The 19,419-nt window shown below is 59.4% G+C and carries 21 protein-coding genes; 14 read left to right on the top strand and 7 right to left on the bottom strand.

Annotated elements, in window-relative coordinates:
- Positions 1–36: 36 nt before the first annotated feature.
- On the top strand, positions 37–480 hold the full coding sequence (locus tag AC5I5B_RS09155; RefSeq protein WP_020813365.1) for a glyoxalase superfamily protein: 444 nt from the start codon (positions 37–39) through the stop codon (positions 478–480).
- Between the two features lie 72 nt (positions 481–552).
- On the opposite strand, the gene AC5I5B_RS09150 is transcribed toward AC5I5B_RS09155, so the two are convergent.
- From AC5I5B_RS09150 to ugpB, 4 genes are all read right to left on the bottom strand, one after another.
- Positions 553–1,614 carry a sn-glycerol-3-phosphate import ATP-binding protein UgpC gene (locus AC5I5B_RS09150; RefSeq protein ID WP_080864949.1) on the bottom strand — a complete coding sequence of 354 codons (1,062 nt, stop codon included), beginning with the start codon at positions 1,612–1,614 and terminating at the stop codon, positions 553–555.
- Positions 1,614–2,462, bottom strand: coding sequence for a sn-glycerol-3-phosphate ABC transporter permease UgpE (gene ugpE / locus AC5I5B_RS09145; protein WP_080864950.1), 849 nt, complete (start codon positions 2,460–2,462; stop codon positions 1,614–1,616). The genes AC5I5B_RS09150 and ugpE overlap by 1 nt, the downstream gene beginning before the upstream one ends.
- A 10-nt stretch (positions 2,463–2,472) precedes the next feature.
- Positions 2,473–3,354 (bottom strand): sn-glycerol-3-phosphate ABC transporter permease UgpA, encoded by an 882-nt coding sequence (gene ugpA, locus AC5I5B_RS09140; RefSeq protein WP_003506735.1) that lies wholly within the window; start codon positions 3,352–3,354, stop codon positions 2,473–2,475.
- A 68-nt stretch (positions 3,355–3,422) separates the two neighbouring features.
- Positions 3,423–4,733 (bottom strand): sn-glycerol-3-phosphate ABC transporter substrate-binding protein UgpB, encoded by a 1,311-nt coding sequence (gene ugpB, locus AC5I5B_RS09135; RefSeq protein ID WP_174014776.1) that lies wholly within the window; start codon positions 4,731–4,733, stop codon positions 3,423–3,425.
- Between the two features lie 363 nt (positions 4,734–5,096).
- Between ugpB and AC5I5B_RS09130 the strand changes: the two genes are divergently transcribed.
- From AC5I5B_RS09130 to AC5I5B_RS09120, 3 genes are all read left to right on the top strand, one after another.
- The gene (locus tag AC5I5B_RS09130) at positions 5,097–6,203 is read left to right on the top strand and encodes a CobW family GTP-binding protein (protein ID WP_031234541.1); all 1,107 of its coding nucleotides are present in this window, start codon (positions 5,097–5,099) and stop codon (positions 6,201–6,203) included.
- On the top strand, positions 6,200–6,484 hold the full coding sequence (locus AC5I5B_RS09125; RefSeq protein WP_003506739.1) for a hypothetical protein: 285 nt from the start codon (positions 6,200–6,202) through the stop codon (positions 6,482–6,484). The genes AC5I5B_RS09130 and AC5I5B_RS09125 overlap by 4 nt, the downstream gene beginning before the upstream one ends.
- An 81-nt stretch (positions 6,485–6,565) precedes the next feature.
- Entirely contained in the window at positions 6,566–7,003 is a 438-nt protein-coding gene (locus AC5I5B_RS09120) for a YqaA family protein (RefSeq protein ID WP_060724971.1), read from the top strand.
- A 204-nt stretch (positions 7,004–7,207) separates the two neighbouring features.
- Here AC5I5B_RS09120 and zigA read toward each other — a convergent pair whose 3' ends face one another.
- Positions 7,208–8,413 (bottom strand): zinc metallochaperone GTPase ZigA, encoded by a 1,206-nt coding sequence (gene zigA / locus AC5I5B_RS09115; protein ID WP_065695022.1) that lies wholly within the window; start codon positions 8,411–8,413, stop codon positions 7,208–7,210.
- Between the two features lie 299 nt (positions 8,414–8,712).
- Here zigA and aztA point away from each other — a divergent pair, with 299 nt between their 5' ends.
- From aztA to aztC, 3 genes are read left to right on the top strand one after another with little or no spacing between them, the layout of a single operon-like run.
- Positions 8,713–9,540, top strand: coding sequence for a zinc ABC transporter ATP-binding protein AztA (gene aztA, locus AC5I5B_RS09110; protein ID WP_112958645.1), 828 nt, complete (start codon positions 8,713–8,715; stop codon positions 9,538–9,540).
- Entirely contained in the window at positions 9,533–10,399 is an 867-nt protein-coding gene (aztB, locus tag AC5I5B_RS09105) for a zinc ABC transporter permease AztB (protein WP_077998654.1), read from the top strand. The genes aztA and aztB overlap by 8 nt, the downstream gene beginning before the upstream one ends.
- 29 nt (positions 10,400–10,428) lie before the next feature.
- On the top strand, positions 10,429–11,454 hold the full coding sequence (gene aztC, locus AC5I5B_RS09100) for a zinc ABC transporter substrate-binding protein AztC (protein ID WP_003510406.1): 1,026 nt from the start codon (positions 10,429–10,431) through the stop codon (positions 11,452–11,454).
- A gap of 129 nt (positions 11,455–11,583) precedes the next feature.
- Here aztC and AC5I5B_RS09095 read toward each other — a convergent pair whose 3' ends face one another.
- The gene (locus AC5I5B_RS09095; RefSeq protein WP_223564883.1) at positions 11,584–12,012 is read right to left on the bottom strand and encodes a GNAT family N-acetyltransferase; all 429 of its coding nucleotides are present in this window, start codon (positions 12,010–12,012) and stop codon (positions 11,584–11,586) included.
- 193 nt (positions 12,013–12,205) lie between these two features.
- Between AC5I5B_RS09095 and AC5I5B_RS09090 the strand changes: the two genes are divergently transcribed.
- From AC5I5B_RS09090 to AC5I5B_RS09060, 7 genes are all read left to right on the top strand, one after another.
- Positions 12,206–12,679 carry a ribonuclease H family protein gene (locus AC5I5B_RS09090; protein ID WP_080867430.1) on the top strand — a complete coding sequence of 158 codons (474 nt, stop codon included), beginning with the start codon at positions 12,206–12,208 and terminating at the stop codon, positions 12,677–12,679.
- A 309-nt stretch (positions 12,680–12,988) separates the two neighbouring features.
- Positions 12,989–13,681 (top strand): FadR/GntR family transcriptional regulator, encoded by a 693-nt coding sequence (locus tag AC5I5B_RS09085; protein WP_003510400.1) that lies wholly within the window; start codon positions 12,989–12,991, stop codon positions 13,679–13,681.
- Positions 13,678–14,850, top strand: coding sequence for a PLP-dependent transferase (locus AC5I5B_RS09080; protein ID WP_020813353.1), 1,173 nt, complete (start codon positions 13,678–13,680; stop codon positions 14,848–14,850). The genes AC5I5B_RS09085 and AC5I5B_RS09080 overlap by 4 nt, the downstream gene beginning before the upstream one ends.
- Before the next feature lie 38 nt (positions 14,851–14,888).
- Complete coding sequence (locus AC5I5B_RS09075; RefSeq protein WP_099087117.1) at positions 14,889–16,148, top strand: ABC transporter substrate-binding protein; 1,260 nt, start codon at positions 14,889–14,891, stop codon at positions 16,146–16,148.
- Positions 16,149–16,297: 149 nt separating this feature from the next.
- Entirely contained in the window at positions 16,298–17,242 is a 945-nt protein-coding gene (locus tag AC5I5B_RS09070; RefSeq protein WP_003510397.1) for a carbohydrate ABC transporter permease, read from the top strand.
- A gap of 3 nt (positions 17,243–17,245) precedes the next feature.
- Complete coding sequence (locus AC5I5B_RS09065) at positions 17,246–18,076, top strand: carbohydrate ABC transporter permease (protein ID WP_003510396.1); 831 nt, start codon at positions 17,246–17,248, stop codon at positions 18,074–18,076.
- Between the two features lie 4 nt (positions 18,077–18,080).
- A complete protein-coding gene (locus AC5I5B_RS09060; protein WP_112958646.1) occupies positions 18,081–19,157 on the top strand; it encodes a sn-glycerol-3-phosphate ABC transporter ATP-binding protein UgpC in 1,077 nt (358 codons plus the stop codon).
- Between the two features lie 10 nt (positions 19,158–19,167).
- Here AC5I5B_RS09060 and AC5I5B_RS09055 read toward each other — a convergent pair.
- On the bottom strand, positions 19,168–19,419 hold a 252-nt coding region (locus AC5I5B_RS09055), incomplete at its 5' end, for a TOBE domain-containing protein (RefSeq protein ID WP_495752615.1).

Genomic DNA, 19,419 nt, shown 5'->3' with positions numbered 1-19,419 from the left:
TCGGAACATTCGGCATGCTCATGTTGGAGAACCGTTATGTACGTGTCCAAACCGCTTCCCGCGCTTGAGGGGCTGAAGGAACAGGCGAAACGCCTGCGCGCCGCTCTCGAAGGCGAGGGACAGGCAATCACCCATTCGAAAGCGCTGGAACTCATCGCCGCGCAATATGGCTTCCGCGACTGGAATACCCTCCACGCATCAGCCGGCAACCGCCCCGCCTTCAACCCCTACCTTCTGGGCTCAAGGGTGGAAGGCTTTTATCTAGGCCAGCCCTTCGTGGCCTCCGTTCTGGGCGTGCAGGCGCTCGGCGGCGATCCCGAACGCTACCGGCTGACCCTGCATCTTGACGACCCGGTGGATGTCGTCACCTTCGAAAGCTTTTCCGCCTTCCGGCAGCGGGTTCACTGCAACGTCGATACATCCGGCCGGACGGTGGAGAAAACCTCCAACGGTCGGCCGCAGGTGGAACTTGTCTGGTAAGGAGGCGCTGAAGGTTCTAGCGATGGCGCAAGCACCCGCCGAGTGGCGGGTGTCCCGTTTCTGTGACCAAGCCTAAATCCGCTTGCCCGATGCATCGAACAGATGGAAATCCTTTGCCTGTGCGGCGATCCGTAGCGTCTCGCCGATGCGCAGCTGCGAACGGCCGTGGACGCGGAAAACGATCGCGGTGCCATCGGCGAAGGAACCATGCACATAGCTTTCCGCCCCCACCAGTTCCACGGCATCCACTTGCACGGTGCCGGTGAAGGCGGCATCCGCGGGGGCTTCATCGGCAAGGGTGATGTCTTCGGGGCGAATGCCGAGCGTGGCGACGCCCTGTGGCAGTGCAGTGGTTCCCTGCACCGACCAGCCGGAAGAGCCGTTGGCCGTCGCCGTGCCGTGGTTGAGCAGGTTCATGGAGGGGGAGCCGATGAAGGTGGCGACGAAGGTGGTGGCCGGTTTTTCGTAAAGCTCGATCGGCGTGCCCATCTGCTCGATGCGGCCGGCATTCAGCACCACCAGCCGGTCTGCCAGCGTCATGGCCTCCATCTGGTCATGGGTCACGTAGACGCTGGTGGTGGCGAGCGAGCGTTGCAGGCGGCGGATTTCGACGCGCATCTGCACGCGCAGCTTGGCGTCGAGGTTGGAGAGCGGCTCGTCGAACAGGAAGGCTGCCGGCTTGCGCACGATGGCGCGGCCCATGGCGACGCGCTGGCGCTGGCCGCCGGAAAGCTGGCGCGGCCTGCGCTCCAGGAACTGTTCGATTTCGAGCGCCCTGGCCGCCTCGGTGATACGCCGATCGATCTCGTCCTTCGGCGTGTTGCGGTTCTTCAGGCCGTAGGCAAGGTTCTGCCGCACCGTCATATGCGGATAAAGCGCATAATTCTGGAACACCATGGCGATGTCTCGGTCCGACGGTTCGAGATCGTTGACGACGCGATCACCGATTATGATCTGGCCGCCCGAAATGCCCTCCAGTCCGGCAATCATGCGCAACAGGGTGGATTTTCCGCAGCCGGAGGGGCCGACGAGCACGATCATCTCGCCGTCGGCGATGTCCATCGATACGCCCTTGATGGCCTCGACATTGCCGCCATAAACCTTGCGGACGTCTTTCAGCGCAATTTTTGCCATTACTTCTCGGTCTCCACCAAACCTTTGACGAACCAGCGCTGCATCAGCACCACAACGATAACAGGGGGGATGATGGCGAGGATCGCCGTCACCATCACATAATTCCAGGGCGTCGAGGCATCGGTGAAATCCACCATGCGCTTGAGGCCGATGATGATCGTGTTCATCTTGGCGTCGTTGGTCACGAGCAGCGGCCAGAGATACTGGGTCCAGCCATAGATGAACAGGATCACGAAGAGAGCGGCGATATTGGTTTTCGACAGTGGCAGCAGAATATCGCGCATGAAGCGGAACGGCCCTGCATTGTCGATACGAGCCGCCTCGACCATTTCGCCGGGAATGGTCAGGAAAAACTGCCGGAACAGGAACGTCGCCGTCGCGGACGCCATCAGCGGAAGCGTCAGTCCCGCATAGGTATCGATAAGCCCGAGGTCGACGATGACCTTGTAGGTGGGCAGGATGCGCACCTCGACCGGCAGCATGAGCGTGATGAAGATCATCCAGAAGAAGCCCATGCGGAAGGGAAAACGGAAAAACACGATTGCGAAAGCCGACAGGAAAGAAATGACGATCTTGCCGATGGCAATGGCGAGCGCCACGACGAAGCTGTTGAACAGCAGCCGTTCAAGGCTGACGCCGACCACTCTTTCGACGCCGCCGACCATGGCGTCTGTATAGTTTTCACCAAGATGGTCGCCGGGCAGCAGCGACATCGGTGGGCGAATGATGTCATTCGACGTCATGGATGACGCGATGAAGGTGTAGTAGATCGGGAAGGCCACGATGATGATGCCGAGAACCAGCATCAGATGGGCGATCACGCGGGCGACCGGGCGATTTTCAATCATCAGGAAATCCTCAGCCGTAGTGCACGCGCTTCTCGACGAAGCGGAACTGGAAGGCGGTCAACGCAATGACGATCACCATCAGGATGACGGATTGCGCGGCGGAAGAGCCGAGGTTCAGGTTAACGAAGCCATCATTATAGACCTTGTAGACCAGCGTTTCCGTGGCCTTTGCAGGGCCGCCGCCGGTAACTGCGTGGATGATGCCGAACGTATCGAAGAAGGCGTAGACAGTGTTGACGACCAGCAGGAAGAAGGTTGTCGGCGCAAGCAGCGGGAAAACGATGGTCCAGAAGCGCCGCGCACCACGCGCGCCGTCAATGGAGGCCGCTTCCAGCAATGATTTAGGAATTGCCTGTAAGCCTGCGACAAAAAACAGGAAATTGTAACTGATCTGCTTCCATGCCGCGGCGGCGACGACGAGCAGCATGGCCTGGTTGCCGTTGAGCAGCGGATCCCACATGATGCCGTTACGGCGCAGGATATAGGAGAAGGTTCCCATGGCCGGGTTGAACATGAAGAGCCACAACATGCCGGCCACGGCGGGAGCCACTGCGTAAGGCATGATCATCATGGTGCGGTAAAAGCCCTTGCCGCGCACCACGCGGTCCGCCGCTGTCGCCAGAAGCAGCGCCAGCCCCATGGAGACGAGTGCGGTCAGGATGCTGAAGATGACCGTGACCTGCAGCGAGTTCAGATAGCTCTCGTCTGAAAGTACGGCGGAAAAATTGGCCAGCCCGACGAAATTGCTGCTCAGCCCGAAGGCGTCCTCGCGCATGGTCGACTGGTAGAGCGCCTGGCTTGCAGGCCAGAAGAAAAAGATCACCGTGAGGATGATCTGCGGTGCGACCAGCAGATAGGGCAGGATCTTGTTGGGGAATACGACGCTTTGCACGGCGATCTCCTGATGAGATGGGAGTGCCGCCCGCACCGGATAAGGATGCGGGCGGGGGCAGGGATCGTTTAGTTGCCGATGGCCTGCTTGATGGCCGCATCACCGCGCGTGACAATCTTGTCGAGCGCCGTCTTTGCGTCCTGCTTGCCGGCCAGCATCGCCTCATACTCCTCGTTCATGATGTCGCGCACCTGCGGCAGGTTCACGAGGCGCACGCCCTTGGAATTTTCCGTCGGCGGCTTGCCCATCATCTGCAGAAGCGGCGTTTCGCGGGCAGGGTTCTTGTCGTAGAAGCCGGATTTCTTGGTTTCCTCATAGGCCGCGATCGTCACCGGCATGTAGCCCGAGACCTGATGCAGGCGCGCCTGGATCTTGGTCTGGGAGAGGAAATGGAAGAATTCGGCCACACCCTTATATTCGGCATCGCTCTTGCCACCGAAGACCCAGAGGCTCGCGCCGCCCGGAATGGTGTTCTGCGGACCATGGCCCTCATAATAGGGAAGCTGGCCGATGCCGTAATTCATGCCGGTCTTGACGATATCGCCAAGGCCGCCGGAGGATTCGGTCAGGATGCCGCATTCTCCGGACATGAACAGCTGCTTGGCTTCCGAAGTGCGGCCGCCATAACGGAAGACACCGTCTTTCGCCAGATCGGCAATCGCCTGGAAGTGTTCAACGAAGAGCGGCGCGTTGACGGCAAGCTTCACATCGGTGCTGCCAAGCCCGTTTTCATTACTGCCATAGGAAACGTTGTTCCACGCGGCGAAGTTTTCAGTCTGAATCCAGGTGAGCCATGTGGAGGTGAAACCGCATTGGGCGGCACCGCTGGTCTTGATCTTCTTGGCGGCTTCGAAAACTTCCGGCCATGTCTTCGGCGGGTTGGCGGCATCGAGGCCGGCTTTCTGGAAGACATCCTTGTTGTAATAGAGGATCGGCGAGGACGAATTATAGGGGAAGGACAGCATGGTGCCGTCAGGCTTGGAATAATAGGCGACGATGCCGGCCAGATATTCGTCCTTGTTGAAGGTATAACCGCCTTCCTTCAGAACATCCGCCACCGGCTTGATGGCGCCGGCGGCACCCATCATCACACCCGAGCCGGCGTCGAAGACCTGAATGATCGCGGGCGGCTGCTTGGCGCGGAAGGCGGCAATGCCGGCATTCAAGGTTTCCGGATAGGTGCCCTTGAAGACGGGCGTGATCTTGTAATCTTTCTGGCTCTCGTTGAACTCTTTCGCCAGCGTATCCACGACCTCGTTATTGGCGCCGGTCATGGCGTGCCACCACTGGATTTCCGTTACTGCATATGCATTCGATGTGACAAAAAACGAAAGCGCGGATGCCGCGGCGAGGCGGTAGCTGAGTTTTTTCAAGGTGATTCCTCCCATTATGAAAACAGTAAAAGATACAGCCCCTTAATTGCAGCCTATCCTCCTCGATCCGGCTGCGGGTGATCTTTCCTGTATTAGCACTACCGATTAAAAGCGAACTCTAACGAAAATGCAAGAGAACGTGGAACGATTAAAACGAAAGTGAAGGAAACGGATTTATTATTCCATTTCCTTCGTTCCGTGGTTTTTTCATGCGCCCGAGAGTTGGGAGCATGTGGCCATGACATTTTCTTATCCGGCATAAGGGAATTGCTCTCGCCGGAAATCCCGTAATCGTCATTGATATGTTATTACATTACGTATTATGGTGCCGTGAATTTTATGGATAGCGAAGGTGCTGAAGTGTTCGGAATGAAGCGGAAGAAGGCGGTGGAGCGCAGGGACGACCCAACCGTCGCGCCATCCGTCAGCACGGTGCCGGTCACCCTGCTGACGGGTTTTCTGGGGGCGGGCAAGACGACGTTGCTGAACGAGCTTCTGGCTGAGCCGGCCATGGGTGATGCCGCTGTCATCGTCAATGAATTCGGCGCGGTGCCCATCGATCACGGTCTGGTTCGGACGGGTTCTGAACGATATTTCAGAACGACGACGGGCTGCATCTGCTGTACCGCCACCAGCGATATCCGCACCTCGCTTTACGAGCTGCATCAGGCCTTTCTGGAAGGGGTGGTGCCTGGTGTATCGCGCGTCGTTATCGAAACCACCGGCCTTGCCGATCCCGCACCGATCATCAACAGCCTGATCGCCGGCGGCACGCCGGCGCTTGGCCTGCGTGATCACATTGTCGCCCGGCATTTCCATCTTTCAGGCGTGGTGACGGCTTTCGACGTTGTCGCCGGCCCGGCGATGCTCGACAGTTTTATCGAGGGCTGGAAACAGCTTGCCTTTGCCGACCACGTCGTCCTGACGAAAACCGATCTTGCGGATGCTGCGGCTATTGACCGCGAAAGCATCGCCGATCTCAATCCTGCGGCGTCGTTTCATGACCGTAATGCGGCCGGCTTCGACCTGATGTCGTTATTTAAGGCATCGGATTATTCGCTGCGCGGCAAGCCGGAGGATGCACCGGGATGGTTGGCGGCCGACAGGCTGAGCCTTCATTCCGCCCATCAGCACGATATCAACCGCCATGGTGTCGGGGTCGAGGCCTTCGATCTCACCTTTGACGGCGCTTTGGATCCGCAGGCGATTGTCACTTTTCTTGAACTCGTCACCAGCAATGTGCATTCCGGCCTGTTGCGGCTCAAGGGAATTTTCGGTGCGACGGATGACCCCGAGCGGCCGGTTGTCGCCCATGCGGTGCAGCATCGGCTTTATCCACTGACCCGGTTGGAAAGCTGGCCGGATGGCAACCGCGCAACGCGCATCGTCCTGATCGGCATGGATATGCCGCAGCAGCCGATCCGCGATCTGTTCGATACATTGGCCTCGCAGGCGGGGCGGAAGGCATTCCGATGACGGTAAAAACGAATCCGCTTGCGCGCAGCGGCTCCGCGATCGTCTCGCAGGCCCGCATCATGAAGGATTGGACGCGGGAGCTGCTGTTTCTTTCAGAAGACGACATCGTCTCCGTCCACGAGATTTCCTGCGCGCTGCCGAATTGCCCGCCGAAGGAAACCGTAATCCTCATTCTGTCCGCATCCGGCAAGACCCGGCAATTGTCGGTTCATAAGGCGCTGCTGGATGTAGCCCGCCATGATGTGGTTCAGGCCATTGCCGCCGATGTGCCGGCCGTGTGAGACGTCGCCCGCTTGACGCCGGGGGCGTCATCCGGCACTTCGGCAAAGACCGTGAGATTCGCGGATGATGAAGGGCAGGCAATGGCCGATCTGGCAGTATATGCGGGTTTGTTTCTGACGGCGTTTATCGCGGCGACCATTCTGCCCATGCAGTCGGAGGCGGCACTGGCGGGCCTCATCCTTCTTAAATCCCAGCCTGTCTGGCTATTGGTCGCCGTGGCCAGCGCCGGCAATGTTGCAGGCTCCTTTGCCAACTGGCTGCTCGGCCGCGGCATTGAGCGCTTTCGGCGTGAACGCTGGTTTCCGGTCGGGGAGGCGACGCTGGAGCGCGCGCAGAACTGGTATCGTCGTTATGGCAAATGGTCCCTGCTGCTCAGCTGGGCGCCGCTGATCGGTGATCCGCTAACGGTTGCCGCCGGCATCATGAAGGAGCGGCTACCGGTCTTCCTGCTGCTGGTCACCATCGCCAAGGTCGGGCGCTATCTTGTGCTGGCGTTGGTAACGCTGAATTTTCTGTAGTGTTTCGTACGCTCATTTTCGCGAAACGGTGGTGCTTGTTTCTTCTCCCCGTCGGGGAGAAGATGGCCTGAAGGGTCAGATGAGGGGGCAAGCGCAGAGATTTGCGAAGAGCTTGCCCCCACAACCCGCTGCCGCGACCTTCTCCCCGGCGGGGAGAAGGCGAAAGACGCATCCGCTCGGCTAAAATGCGGGCGGTGGAGTCAATCAGGCTGCCTGCCTGTCCCAGCTGGCGAAGGGGTCCGGCAGGTGCCGCCATACATCCGGCGTGAATGCTTCGGTATCGATAAGGCAGGCATCGAGCTGCGCGCGGATGCGTGCCTCGCTCATCGGATCGGAGCCGATGAAGACGATTTCCTGTCGCCGGTCACCGAAGACCGGGTCGAGATAGGGCTTCATCATATCCAGAAACTGCTTTTCGCGCGGCCATTGCTCCCTAGGCACGGCGGACCACCAGAGGCCCATCCTGCCGGTGCGGACCAATGCGCCGGCCTGACTGATCTCGCCGACATAACGCGGACGCGTTGCCAGCCAGAAGAAGCCTTTGGCGCGCACCACCCCCGGCCAGGCGCGGTCGATGAAGCGCTGGAACAGTACGGGGTCAAACGGCTTTTGGGCGCGATAGACGAAGGAGCGGATGCCATATTCCTCGGTTTCGGGAATGTGATCCTTGAAGCCGTGCAATTCCTTGAACCACAGGGGGTGTTCTTCGGCCCTGGCGAAATCGAAACGGCCGGTGCCCAAAACCTCCTTCAGCGCCACCTTGCCGAAATCGGCCTCGATGAGTTTCGCATCCGGGTTCAGCCCGACGATGATCTTGCGTGCGGCATCCCTCTCATCCGGCGTGGCGGTGCCGATCTTGTTGAGGACGACGACATCCGCAAATTCGATCTGCTCCACCAGAAGATCGACGATCGTGCGGTTGTCACCTTCGCCCGCCGTTTCGCCCCGGTCGGCCAGAAAATCGGACGAGCCGTAATCCTTGAGAAGATTGGCGGCATCCACCACCGTCACCATGGTGTCCAGACGCGCGACATCGGAAAGGCTGCGGCCGTTTTCATCGCGAAAATCGAAGGTTGCTGCGACCGGCAGCGGTTCGGCGATGCCGGTGGATTCAATCAGCAGGTAATCGAAACGACCCTGTTCGGCCAGCGCCCGCACCTCGGTCAACAGGTCGTCGCGCAGCGTGCAACAGATGCAGCCATTGGTCATTTCCACCAACTGCTCTTCCGTACGGGAGAGATTGGCGCCGCCATCGCGCACCAGCGCGGCGTCGATATTGATCTCGCTCATGTCATTGACGATCAACGCGACGCGCAGACCATCGCGATTGGCGAGAATATGATTGAGAAGCGTCGTCTTGCCGGCGCCCAGAAAGCCGGAAAGCACGGTGACGGGAAGTTTTTTTGACATGTGGACCTCGTTCTTTAGCAACGCTCGCGTGGACCTCACGGCGGACACGCGGACGATCTGGAAACGACGGGTTCAATGCTGCCCCGTCCATATTCTGTAACGTAATAACATTACATATTGATTGCGTGTCAACGGGCGACAGAAAAAAACCTCCCGCAACGCGAGGTGGTCTGTGGCTTGCGCAGAGCGCAACGTCATCTTTCCAAGAGTTAATGTTATTTCATTACATATTCGTTTGACGAATGTAATAACATTACATATCAAGGGCCATCGAATGACATCCTGCCCCGGAGGGATCGATGAACGATCCGTGCCTTGCCTTCAAAAACCTGACACTTGGATATGCCGGCCGCGCGGCGGTGCATCATCTGAATGGCGATATCGCCAAAGGCTCGCTCACTGCGGTGGTCGGCGCCAATGGTTCTGGAAAATCGACGCTGATGAAAGGCATTGCCGGCATTCTGAAGCCGCTCGGCGGCGAGTGCCGGGTGAGTTCAGGTATTTCCGTCGCCTATCTGCCGCAGCAATCGGAACTCGACCGCTCCTTTCCGGCGCAGTTGCGGGATCTGGTTGCGCTTGGTCTCTGGCCGAAACGCGGCCTGCTCGGCCGCCACCGTCCCGCAGACCGGGCGGCGATGGGCCGCGTCATGGAAGCGGTCGGGCTTTCCGGTTTTGAGAGGCGCAATATCGACTCGTTGTCCGGCGGCCAGATGCAGCGCGCTTTGTTTGCCCGCGCCATGCTGCAGGATGCGCAGCTGATCCTGCTCGACGAGCCCTTCAACGCCGTCGACGAGCGCACCGTTGCCGACCTTATGGTGCTGATCAAATCATGGGTGGCGGAGGGGCGCACGGTTCTGGCCGTCCTTCATGACCATCAATTGGTGCGGCAGCACTTTCCTCAGACCCTGTTCCTTGCCCGGAAGCTCGTCGGTCTGGGCACGACAGCTGATGTCCTCAAGGCGGAGAACATCCGGCAGGCGCGGCATTTCCACGAGGCATGGGAGGAAAATGCACCCTGGTGTGAGCCGGCCGACGAGCCTTCGGCCCAAATAGTCGGGGCAAGTCCGCAAACGGCATCCGTCCATTCCCATGCCCACTCACACGCGAATTTGAATGCCCATGGCTGATATCTTCATCCAACCCTTCGTCCAGTATGTCTTCATGCAGCGCGCGCTTGCCGGTGCCTTGATCCTTGCCATCAGCTGCGGCCCGGTCGGGGTGTTTCTGATGCTGCGCCGCATGAGCCTGACAGGCGACGCCATGTCCCACGCCATCCTGCCGGGGGCGGCGGTCGGGTTTCTGTTCTACGGGCTGGAAATCCTGCCCATGACCATCGGCGGGCTGGCCGTCGGCCTACTGGTCGCGCTGGGCGCGGGTGCTGTGTCGCGCTTCACTATCCAGAAGGAAGACGCCTCGCTTGCCGCCTTCTATCTCATTTCACTGGCGCTCGGCGTGCTGCTTGTATCGTGGCGCGGTTCGAGCGTCGATCTCATGCATGTGCTGTTCGGCACGGTGCTGGCGCTGAACAATGAGGCGCTCGGCCTGATCGGCGGCATCTGCATCGTGACGCTTCTGGTGATGATCACCTTCTGGCGGGCGCTGCTGGCGGAATGCCTCGATCCCCTGTTCCTGCGTTCGGTCAGCAACTGGGGCAGCCCGGTGCATTTCCTCTTCCTCGCCATCGTCGTGCTCAATCTGGTCGGCGGCTTCCAGGCGCTGGGAACGCTGCTGTCGGTCGGCCTGATGATGCTGCCCGCCGCCGCCAGCCGCTTCTGGTCCAATCGCGTCGCGCCCATGTGCTTCATCTCCATCGGCATCGGCATGGTTTCCTGCTTTGCGGGCCTGCTTTTGTCCTATCACGCGTCGCTGCCATCAGGCCCGGCGATCATCCTTTCCGCGGGCGTCATCTATGCGCTCTCCATCCTCGTCGGCACGCGCGGCGTGCTCAGCGATCTTCTCGGTTCCGGCCGTCACAGAGCGGCCTGAAAACAGCGTTCGAAAAAAGGAGAACCTTCATGTTCAAAACCCTCCGTCTAGCAACGGGCGTCAGCCTTCTTTCCCTCTCCCCGGTTCTGATGGCGCAGGCGTCCGCCGCCGAACTCAAGGTCGTGGCGAGCTTCTCGATCATTGCCGATTTCGCCAAAAACGTTGGCGGTGACCGTGTCGAAATCACCACCCTGGTCGGGCCGGATGGCGATGCCCATGTCTATGAGCCGCGCCCGGCCGATGCCGTCGCCGTCAGCAAGGCGGATGTGGTGCTGGTCAATGGTCTGGAATTCGAAGGCTTCCTGAAGCGGCTGATCGACACAAGCGGCACAAAGGCGCCGGTGGTGGAACTGACGAAGGGTGTGGAGCCGCTCAAGCTTTCCGAAGAGCCGGCCGGTCACGCCCATCCGGAAGCGGAAGAAGAGGAAGGTCACGATCACAAGGCAGAAGAAGCCGGCCACAAGCACGAGGCGGCCGAGGCCCATGATCACGATCACGGCCATGAGGGACACCACCATCACGGCGAGTTCGACCCGCATGCCTGGCAGTCGATCAAGAACGCCGAAATCTACGTGAAGAACATTGCCGGCGCCTTTTGCGAGGTCGACAAGGCCGGTTGCGCCACTTACACCGCCAATTCGGATGCCTATATCGCCAAGCTTGCCGCTCTGAACGAGAAGGTGAAGACCGAGATCGCCGCCATCCCGCCGGAAAAGCGTGTCATCATCACCTCGCATGACGCTTTCGGTTATTTTGAGCATGCCTATGGCCTGAACTTCCTCGCGCCCGAGGGCGTATCGACGGAATCCGAAGCTTCAGCCGCCGATGTCGCCAAGCTGGTGGATCAGGTGAAGCACGACAAGGCTTCGGCAATCTTCGTCGAAAATATCACCGACAAGCGGCTGATAGACCAGATCGCCAGCGAAACTGGCCTCAAGGTTGGCGGCACGCTTTATTCCGACGCGCTTTCGACCGCCGACGGCCCGGCTGCCACCTATATCGACATGATCAACCACAATATCGAGACGATTACGGCGGCCGTTCTCAGCCAGTAAAACGGGCAGTTTCGCTATGAGCTGGGGAGGGTGGCCTGCGCCGCCCTCTCTGCTTTTTGTGGTTTGCCCCTGCAGATATTTATGCAGTTCGACCGCAGGCGCAGAAGCCGTCGAGATCTCGCAGCGTCATCAGAAAACCTTGCGCAGGAAAAACCGGCTGTGCGGCCCGGGATAGTTCTCAATGGTGCCAAAGACCTCGTAGCCTTGCTTCTTGTAAAATTCGGGAGCCTGAAATGCGAAGGTATCGAGCCAGGTCCCTTTGCAACCCTCACCTTTTGCCCAGTCTTCCGCATCTCGCAGTAACTTCGACCCCAGATTTTCGCCACGCATGGCTTCCGGAACGAACAGCAGCTCGATGAAAAGCCAGTCGTAATAGAGCTTCGCCCACAAGCCGCCGCGAACTTCATTTTCGTTATCGCGGAGCAAGAGCGCCAGCGGCTTGTAATTTTCATCTCCCGCTTTTGAGAGATTGTAAGCAAGAAGAGGCTCGAGGATGGCCTTTCGATCCTCTTCCGCTGGCTCCAAAACACGCTGAATAGTCACGAGAGGCATTTCCATCTCCGTCGATTCCTGACCTTGGGAATGAATTCGATAGTAGATGAATGCACGGTTGTCACGCCCACTTGCTGGCGCAAATATGCGGCCTGCTGTGGAGCGAGAAGGCGGGACAGCATCAGAGCGACAATCCCTTCGCGATGGCCCTGGAACTGCTCCTTTAGCGATTTCCATATCGGTGCTACACACCATCTTCATGGCTGATGCGCTTCACATCTTCACCGACGGCTCCTTCGATAATGCCTCCCGATCCGGAGGATGGGCGTTCGTCGTTCATGAAGCAGGCCTTCAAGTCCATTCCGCCTCGGGCAAGACGGTTGGCGCATCGAACAATACGTTCGAGGTCCTCGCTGTCCTGAACGCAATGTCCTGGATCGCCGCCGAGGCGCCAACGCGGGCAGTCACGCTCTGGACGGACGCTGTTCATGTCATTGAAGGCTGCCGCCGATATAGGGCCATCTGGCGCACCAATGGCTGGAAGCGGATCACACCTAACCAGCGCACCCGCCGAAGACCGATCCCCGACAGGGAAATCTGGCAGCAGCTCGACAATCTGCTGGAGCGGCATCCCCATGTGGTCGTGGAATGGTGCAAAGGGCATTCCGGCACTGTCGGTAATGAGTATGCCGATGCATTGGCGCGTGGGGTAGCCCGCGCTACGGTGAATTAGTCGGCGGCCGTCAGTCGCCGAGATTCGGTGCGTTAAGCTCTTAACTCCAGTCACTTTCGGTCTCGATCTTTTCCCGTATCGGGCGGTTGCGCGGTACTTTTTTACCGCAACGTCAACCCACGTAATCACCCACGGCGACCTGAATCGTTTCAGGTATTTTGTGCCATTTCGGAGGCACAACAGGACATCGTGAAGGAGTGGCTCCACCAGAATCCGTCCTTGCCGGTTGACAATCCATCCACCCTTTGAAATGGTAAGATGTCAGACCAATTTAGAGGGTGCGTCTTGGACAGATCCAGCCGGGAACTCATGCAGCCGATTCCGCCGAGCGACCGCGTGCGCCAGGTCGAGGCCGCTCTTTCCGACTATGTGGAGCGGGCAGGGCTGAAGGCGGGAGACCGGCTGCCGGCGGAGCGGGAACTGATGGCGGCGCTGGGCGTGGGCCGATCCACCATCCGTGAAGTCATCCGCAAGTTTCAGGCGCTGGGTGTCATCGACAGCCGCAAGGGCAGCGGCAATTATCTGCTGAAGCCGATTTCCGCTGCCACCGTGCATATGCCGATTTCCATCGATGCCGAAAGCCTGCGCGATGCGCTTTTGATGACGCTGGAGGTGCGGCGTGGCATCGAAGTGGAAGCGTCCATGGCGGCGGCGCGCCGCCGCACGGCGGAAGATATTGTCACGATGGAAGCGCGGCTCGATGAGATGGAGCGGGTGCATCTGGCTGAAGGCACGTCCGGCAAGGCCGACCTTGCCTTCCACCTCTCCATCTATGACGCCACGCATAATTCGCTGTTCAAGCAGCTGCTGGAGCAGATGCGCGAAGGTTTCGAACGTTTCTGGCTGAAGCCTTTCGACCGGCCGGACTTTGCAAGCCGCTCCTTCCCCTTTCACCGCACGCTGTTCAACGCCATCGCCGCCGGCGATGCGGAGACCGCCCGTGAAGAAACACTGAAAATCCTCGCTGTCGTCGAGGAGGATATCAAGGACATGTCGAAATGAACCAAGGCAACGATCTCTTCGATCCCGCCTCCCTGATCGTCGCCCATGACGAGGCCCACGCTTTCGAAGCCGTGGTGCCGCCACTTGTGCAGACCTCGCTTTTCACCTTTTCCAGCTACGACGAAATGGTTTCCACCTATCGCGGCGAAAAGGTGCGGCCGGTCTATACGCGAGGGTTGAACCCGACCGTGCGGATGTTCGAAGAGATGCTGGCAAAGCTGGAGGGCGCAGAAGATGCGCTGGGTTTTGCCAGCGGCATGTCCGCCATTTCGTCCACCGTTCTCTCCTTCGTTTCGCCGGGCGACCGCATCGTCGCGGTGCGCCATGTCTATCCCGATGCGTTCCGCCTGTTTGGCACCTTTATGCAGCGCATGAATATCGAGGTGGTCTATGTCGACGGCCGCGACGAGGCGGCGGTTGAAAAGGCTATGCCGGGCGCGAAGCTGTTCTACATGGAAAGCCCCACCAGCTGGGTGATGGAGGCCCATGATGTCGGTGCGCTCGCCGCGATTGGCAAGCGCCATGGCGCCGTCACCGTCATCGACAATTCCTGGGCAAGCCCTGTCTTCCAGCAGCCGATCTCGCTCGGTGTCGATCTTGTCGTGCATTCGGCGTCAAAATATCTCGGCGGGCACAGCGATGTGGTCTCCGGCGTGGTTGCCGGTTCCAAGGCGATGATCGACCGTATCCGGGCGGAAACCTATCCCTATCTCGGCGGCAAGATGTCGCCCTTCGATGCGTGGTTGCTGATCCGCGGCTTGCGCACCCTGCCGCTGCGCATGAGGGCGCATCAGGCATCGGCGTTGGATATTGCCAGCCGCCTGCAGGCGCTCGATGTGGTGGAAAAGGTTTGCCATCCGGGATTGGCGAACCGCCTGCCGCCCGGCCTCAACGGTACGTCTGGCCTGTTTTCCTTCATTTTCAAGGAAGGGGTGGATGTGCGCGCTTTTGCCGACCGCCTCAAACTTTTCAAACTGGGTGTTTCCTGGGGTGGGCATGAAAGCCTGATCGTCCCGGGTGAAGTGGTGCTTGAACAGAAGGCGCAGCCAAACTCCGCGCACACGTTCGGCATCAGCGCGCGTTCGGTGCGCCTGCATGTCGGACTGGAGGGCACGGAAGCGCTCTGGAACGATCTCGAACCCGCGATCAAGGCGGCCACGGCCGCCTGACGCGTTTTAAAACTGACGACAAAAAAGGGGAGAACGACATGAAAAAACTGGTAGCAGCAGCAATCTTCACCGCCCTGATGACCGGAACGGCGCTGGCGGATACGACCTTGAAACTGGTCGAGGTCATTACAAGTCCCGAACGGACGGAAACGCTGAAGGGCATCGTTTCGAAGTTCGAAACTGCCAATCCCGGCACCAAGGTGGAGATCATCTCTCTGCCCTGGAGCGAGGCCTTCCAGAAATTCGCAACCATGGTCTCTGCCGGCGATGTGCCTGATGTGATGGAAATGCCCGACACCTGGCTTTCGCTTTATGCCAATAACGGCATGCTCGAGAGCCTGGAACCTTATCTCGCCAAGTGGGAACACACCAAGGGTCTGAGCGAGCGCACGCTGGAACTCGGCCGCGACGTGAAGAACACGGCCTACATGCTTCCCTACGGTTTTTATCTCCGGGCCATGTTCTACAACAAGAAACTGCTGGAACAGGCTGGCGTGAAGGAGCCGCCGAAGACGCTCGACGAATTCGCCGATGCCTCCAAGAAGGTCGCAGCACTTCCCGGTAAATACGGTTATTGCCTGCGTGGCGGGCCGGGCGGACTTAACGGCTGGGTCATGTTCGGCGCGTCCATGGCGGGATCGAACGAGTTCTTCACCAAGGACGGCACCTCCACCTTCGACAGCCCCGGCTGGGTGAAGGGCCTGACCTATGTGATCGATCTCTACAAGAACGGGTTGGCGCCGAAGGACAGCGTCAATTGGGGCTTCAACGAGATCGTCGCGGGCTTTTATTCCGGCACCTGCGCCTTCCTCGATCAGGATCCGGACGCCCTTATCGCCATTGCCCAGCGCATGAAGCCGGAAGATTTCGGTGTCATGACCATGCCGAAGGGACCTGATGGCAAGACCTTCCCGACCATCGGTTTCGCCGGCTGGTCGATCATGTCTGCCTCCGCCAACAAGGACCTTTCCTGGAAACTGGTCGAGACGCTTGAAGGGCCGGAAGGCAATATCGAGTGGAACAAGAAGACGGGCGCGCTGCCGGTGCACAAGTCGGCGGAGAAGGACCCCTTCTATGCCAGCGAGCAGTTCAAGGGCTGGTTCAACGAGCTGGCGGACAAGAACGCCGTGCCGACGAAGATGCCGACCTACCTTGAGGAGTTCGCCTTCTTCAAGGATTCGCTTGTGATCAAGACATCGCAGGAAGCGCTTCTTGGCGATATCTCGCCGGAAGACCTCGCCAAGCAATGGGCTGATTACATGACCAAGGCGCAGCAGAAGTTCCTCGCCTCGAAATAAACCATACGGCCGGCCGCGCGGGCAATTGATGTCCGTGCGGCTGTTTGCCGGGCCTTCGGTGCGACAGGCCTTCATCTTGCAATTTTTCGGATCGGCCGGCCAAAGGCTGGAAACCTGTCCTTTCCGTCGTCCGTTCAGGGAGCGATACAATGTCCTATGCCCATGGCGCCGGGCCGGTGGCCGCGCGCAAACCGGCTGGCAAACCAGCGATGCGAAGGTTTGCCGACTGGGCCGAACCCTGGCTCTATAGTGCGCCGGTTCTCGTGCTCATCGTTGCCGTCATGCTGGTGCCGCTGGTGCTCGGCCTGTCCTATGCGTTTCGCGACGTGCAACTGCTCAATCCTTTTTCCGGCGGTTTCGTCGGCCTGAAACATTTGGAGGCGCTGTCACAGGATGCTGCCTTTTACCGGGCCTTGAAAAATACGCTTTGGTGGACCGGTGCTTCCGTCTTCCTGCAATTCTTCTTCGGCCTCATCCTGGCGCTGCTGCTGGACAAGCCGTTCGCGGGCAGGGGGCTGGCGCAGGCGCTGGTGTTTCTGCCATGGGCCGTGCCAACCTTCCTCGCCGGTCTCAACTGGGCATGGCTGTTCAATCCCGTCATCGGGCCGCTGCCGCACTGGATGGTCTCGCTCGGCCTTCTCTCCGCGCCGAACAATATTCTCGCCGATCCGCATCTCGCCATGTGGGGGCCGATCATCGCCAATGTCTGGTGGGGCATTCCCTTCTTCGCCATCACATTGCTTGCCGCACTTCAGGCGATCCCGCGCGATCTTTACGAGGCCGCTTCCATCGACGGGGCAAACCCGTTGCAGCGCTTCACCTCCATCACCCTGCCATTTCTCGCACCCACTATCGCCATCACCGTTTTGCTGCGCACCGTCTGGATCGCCAATTTCGCCGATCTCATCATCGTCATGACCAATGGCGGACCGGCAGACCGCACCCAGATCGTCGCCAGTTACATCTTTACGCAGGCCTTCCGGCGGCTTGATTTCGGTTATGCCTCGGCCATCGCGCTGGTGCTTCTGGTGCTGCTTCTGGCCTATTCCATGCTCATCGTGCTCCTGCGCCAACGCCTTATCGAGAAGGACTGACCGATGACATCAAGGATATTCCTCACCCTTGCCCATCGCCTGGCAATCCTTGCCTATATCGTCTTCGCGCTGTTTCCGCTGTTCTGGCTGCTCAAGGTCTCGGTTACGCCGAATGACCTGCTTTATAGCGAGGGCGTGCGGATGTGGCCGTCGCATGCGACGCTTGATCACTACCGTTATGTCATAGAAAACAGTGCCTTCCCGACGTTTTTTAAGAACAGCGTCATCGTTGCCGGCTCCACGGCACTTGCCGTTACGGTGCTCTCGTCACTGTCCGGTTATGCGCTGTCGCGGTTCCGCTTCAAGGGCAAATACTGGATCGTGGCGCTGATGCTGATTACCCAGATGTTTCCGCTGGTCATGCTGGTCGCGCCGATCTTCAAGATGCTGTCGCCGCTCGGCCTCACCAACAGCCTGACGGGTCTCGTCATCGTCTACACCGCCTTCAACGTGCCGTTTGCCACTTTCCTAATGCAGTCATTCTTCGACGGTATTCCGAAGGATCTGGAAGAGGCGGCGATGATCGACGGGGCAAGCCGTTTCACGGCATTCCGCCAGATCATCCTGCCGCTGACATTGCCGGGCATCGCTGCGACGCTGGGCTTCGTCTTCACCGCCGCGTGGAGCGAGTTGCTGTTTGCGCTGATGCTGATTTCGGGCAACCAGAGCGCCACATTCCCGGTCGGGCTGTTGACCTTCGTTTCAAAATTTTCCGTCGATTTCGGGCAGATGATGGCGGCGGGTGTTCTGGCGCTCATTCCGGCCTGTCTCTTCTTCCTGCTCATTCAACGTTATCTCGTGCAGGGCCTGACGGCCGGCGCGGTGAAAGGATAATCCCATGGCTTCCATCGAGCTGAAGAATGTCGGCAAGACCTATGGCGACCTTGCGGTCCTGCACGGGGTCGATCTGAAGATCGAGGACGGCGAATTCATCGTCCTCGTTGGCCCATCCGGCTGCGGAAAATCGACACTTTTGCGAATGATCGCCGGTCTGGAGGAGATTTCAGCGGGCGAATTGACCATCGACGGTGAGCGCGTTAACGACCGCAAGCCGAAGGACCGGGATATCGCCATGGTGTTCCAGTCCTATGCGCTTTATCCGCATATGAGCGTCGCCGACAATATGAGCTACAGCCTGCGCCTGCGCCGCAGCACCAAGGAAACAATCGCGGCGGCCGTGGCCGGTGCTTCGGCGAAACTCGGTCTCGATCCCTATCTGGCACGCCGTCCGAAGGCGCTTTCCGGCGGCCAGCGCCAGCGCGTCGCCATGGGCCGGGCCATCGTGCGCCAGCCTAAGGCATTTCTGTTCGATGAGCCACTCTCCAACCTCGATGCACGGCTTCGCGAGCAGATGCGGGCCGAAATCAAGCGCATGCATGCTGATCTCGGCGCCACCTCGGTTTATGTCACCCATGACCAGATCGAGGCGATGACGCTGGCATCCCGTATCGTCGCGATGAATGCCGGCCATGTGCAGCAGATCGGCGCACCGCTCGATCTCTACGATCGCCCAGCCAATCTGTTCGTCGCTGGTTTTATCGGTTCGCCTGGCATGAATTTTCTGGAAGGACGGCTCGGGCGGGAAAATGGCGGTAGTTTCGTCGTGCTCGGCGATGGCACACGCCTCGAACTCGGCCGCGACGTGAAGCTTGCCGATGGTGAGCCGGTCACACTCGGTATCCGGCCGGAACATGTCACCGTCTCGCCTGCGGATGGTGCTGTCGAGGCGACCGTCGATCTCGTCGAGCCGACGGGTCTCGGCATCATCCTGCACCTGACCGTGCATGGATTGCCCTTCAAGCTGTTTTCGTCTGATCGGGCGCTGTTGCAGCCGGGCAAGTCCCTGCGGGTCGGTTTCCCGCAGGAACGGCTTCATGTCTTTGACAGAGACGGTGTCAGGATCGGTGAGGCCTGAACTTAAGGCCTCATATCGCGATGCCCTTGTCATCGAACCTGTGGATTTTGGTGTCATCGGGCGTGATGAACACGGTATCACCGTGTCTGCATTCGAACTCACCATCGGTTCTGGCGGTGATCGGCCCGATGCCTTGGACGTCGAGGTGGAGGAAGGTATCGGAGCCGAGATGTTCGGCAACCGTGACCTTGCCCTGCCACAACCCACTTTCTTTCGACAGCACCAGATGCTCCGGCCGCACGCCGGCGGTAGTCGCTCCCTT

The organism is Agrobacterium sp. (genome assembly GCF_059499945.1).
Note: the sequence above shows the minus strand (reverse complement) of the source record. Positions and strands in the feature narration are given on the sequence as shown.

Bases quoted from the DNA above. Each gene is read 5' to 3' on its own strand.
- AC5I5B_RS09070 (WP_003510397.1), top strand. From the start codon at position 16,298: ATGTCCTATGCCCATGGCGCCGGGCCGGTGGCCGCGCGCAAACCGGCT.
- aztB (WP_077998654.1), top strand. From the start codon at position 9,533: ATGGCTGATATCTTCATCCAACCCTTCGTCCAGTATGTCTTCATGCAG.
- AC5I5B_RS09120 (WP_060724971.1), top strand. From the start codon at position 6,566: ATGGCCGATCTGGCAGTATATGCGGGTTTGTTTCTGACGGCGTTTATC.
- AC5I5B_RS09075 (WP_099087117.1), top strand. From the start codon at position 14,889: ATGAAAAAACTGGTAGCAGCAGCAATCTTCACCGCCCTGATGACCGGA.
- AC5I5B_RS09065 (WP_003510396.1), top strand. From the start codon at position 17,246: ATGACATCAAGGATATTCCTCACCCTTGCCCATCGCCTGGCAATCCTT.
- AC5I5B_RS09085 (WP_003510400.1), top strand. From the start codon at position 12,989: ATGCAGCCGATTCCGCCGAGCGACCGCGTGCGCCAGGTCGAGGCCGCT.
- AC5I5B_RS09060 (WP_112958646.1), top strand. From the start codon at position 18,081: ATGGCTTCCATCGAGCTGAAGAATGTCGGCAAGACCTATGGCGACCTT.
- AC5I5B_RS09150 (WP_080864949.1), bottom strand. From the start codon at position 1,614: ATGGCAAAAATTGCGCTGAAAGACGTCCGCAAGGTTTATGGCGGCAAT.
- AC5I5B_RS09125 (WP_003506739.1), top strand. From the start codon at position 6,200: ATGACGGTAAAAACGAATCCGCTTGCGCGCAGCGGCTCCGCGATCGTC.
- zigA (WP_065695022.1), bottom strand. From the start codon at position 8,413: ATGTCAAAAAAACTTCCCGTCACCGTGCTTTCCGGCTTTCTGGGCGCC.
- AC5I5B_RS09080 (WP_020813353.1), top strand. From the start codon at position 13,678: ATGAACCAAGGCAACGATCTCTTCGATCCCGCCTCCCTGATCGTCGCC.
- aztA (WP_112958645.1), top strand. From the start codon at position 8,713: ATGAACGATCCGTGCCTTGCCTTCAAAAACCTGACACTTGGATATGCC.
- AC5I5B_RS09130 (WP_031234541.1), top strand. From the start codon at position 5,097: ATGAAGCGGAAGAAGGCGGTGGAGCGCAGGGACGACCCAACCGTCGCG.
- AC5I5B_RS09095 (WP_223564883.1), bottom strand. From the start codon at position 12,012: ATGGAAATGCCTCTCGTGACTATTCAGCGTGTTTTGGAGCCAGCGGAA.
- AC5I5B_RS09155 (WP_020813365.1), top strand. From the start codon at position 37: ATGTACGTGTCCAAACCGCTTCCCGCGCTTGAGGGGCTGAAGGAACAG.
- aztC (WP_003510406.1), top strand. From the start codon at position 10,429: ATGTTCAAAACCCTCCGTCTAGCAACGGGCGTCAGCCTTCTTTCCCTC.
- ugpE (WP_080864950.1), bottom strand. From the start codon at position 2,462: ATGATTGAAAATCGCCCGGTCGCCCGCGTGATCGCCCATCTGATGCTG.
- AC5I5B_RS09090 (WP_080867430.1), top strand. From the start codon at position 12,206: ATGGCTGATGCGCTTCACATCTTCACCGACGGCTCCTTCGATAATGCC.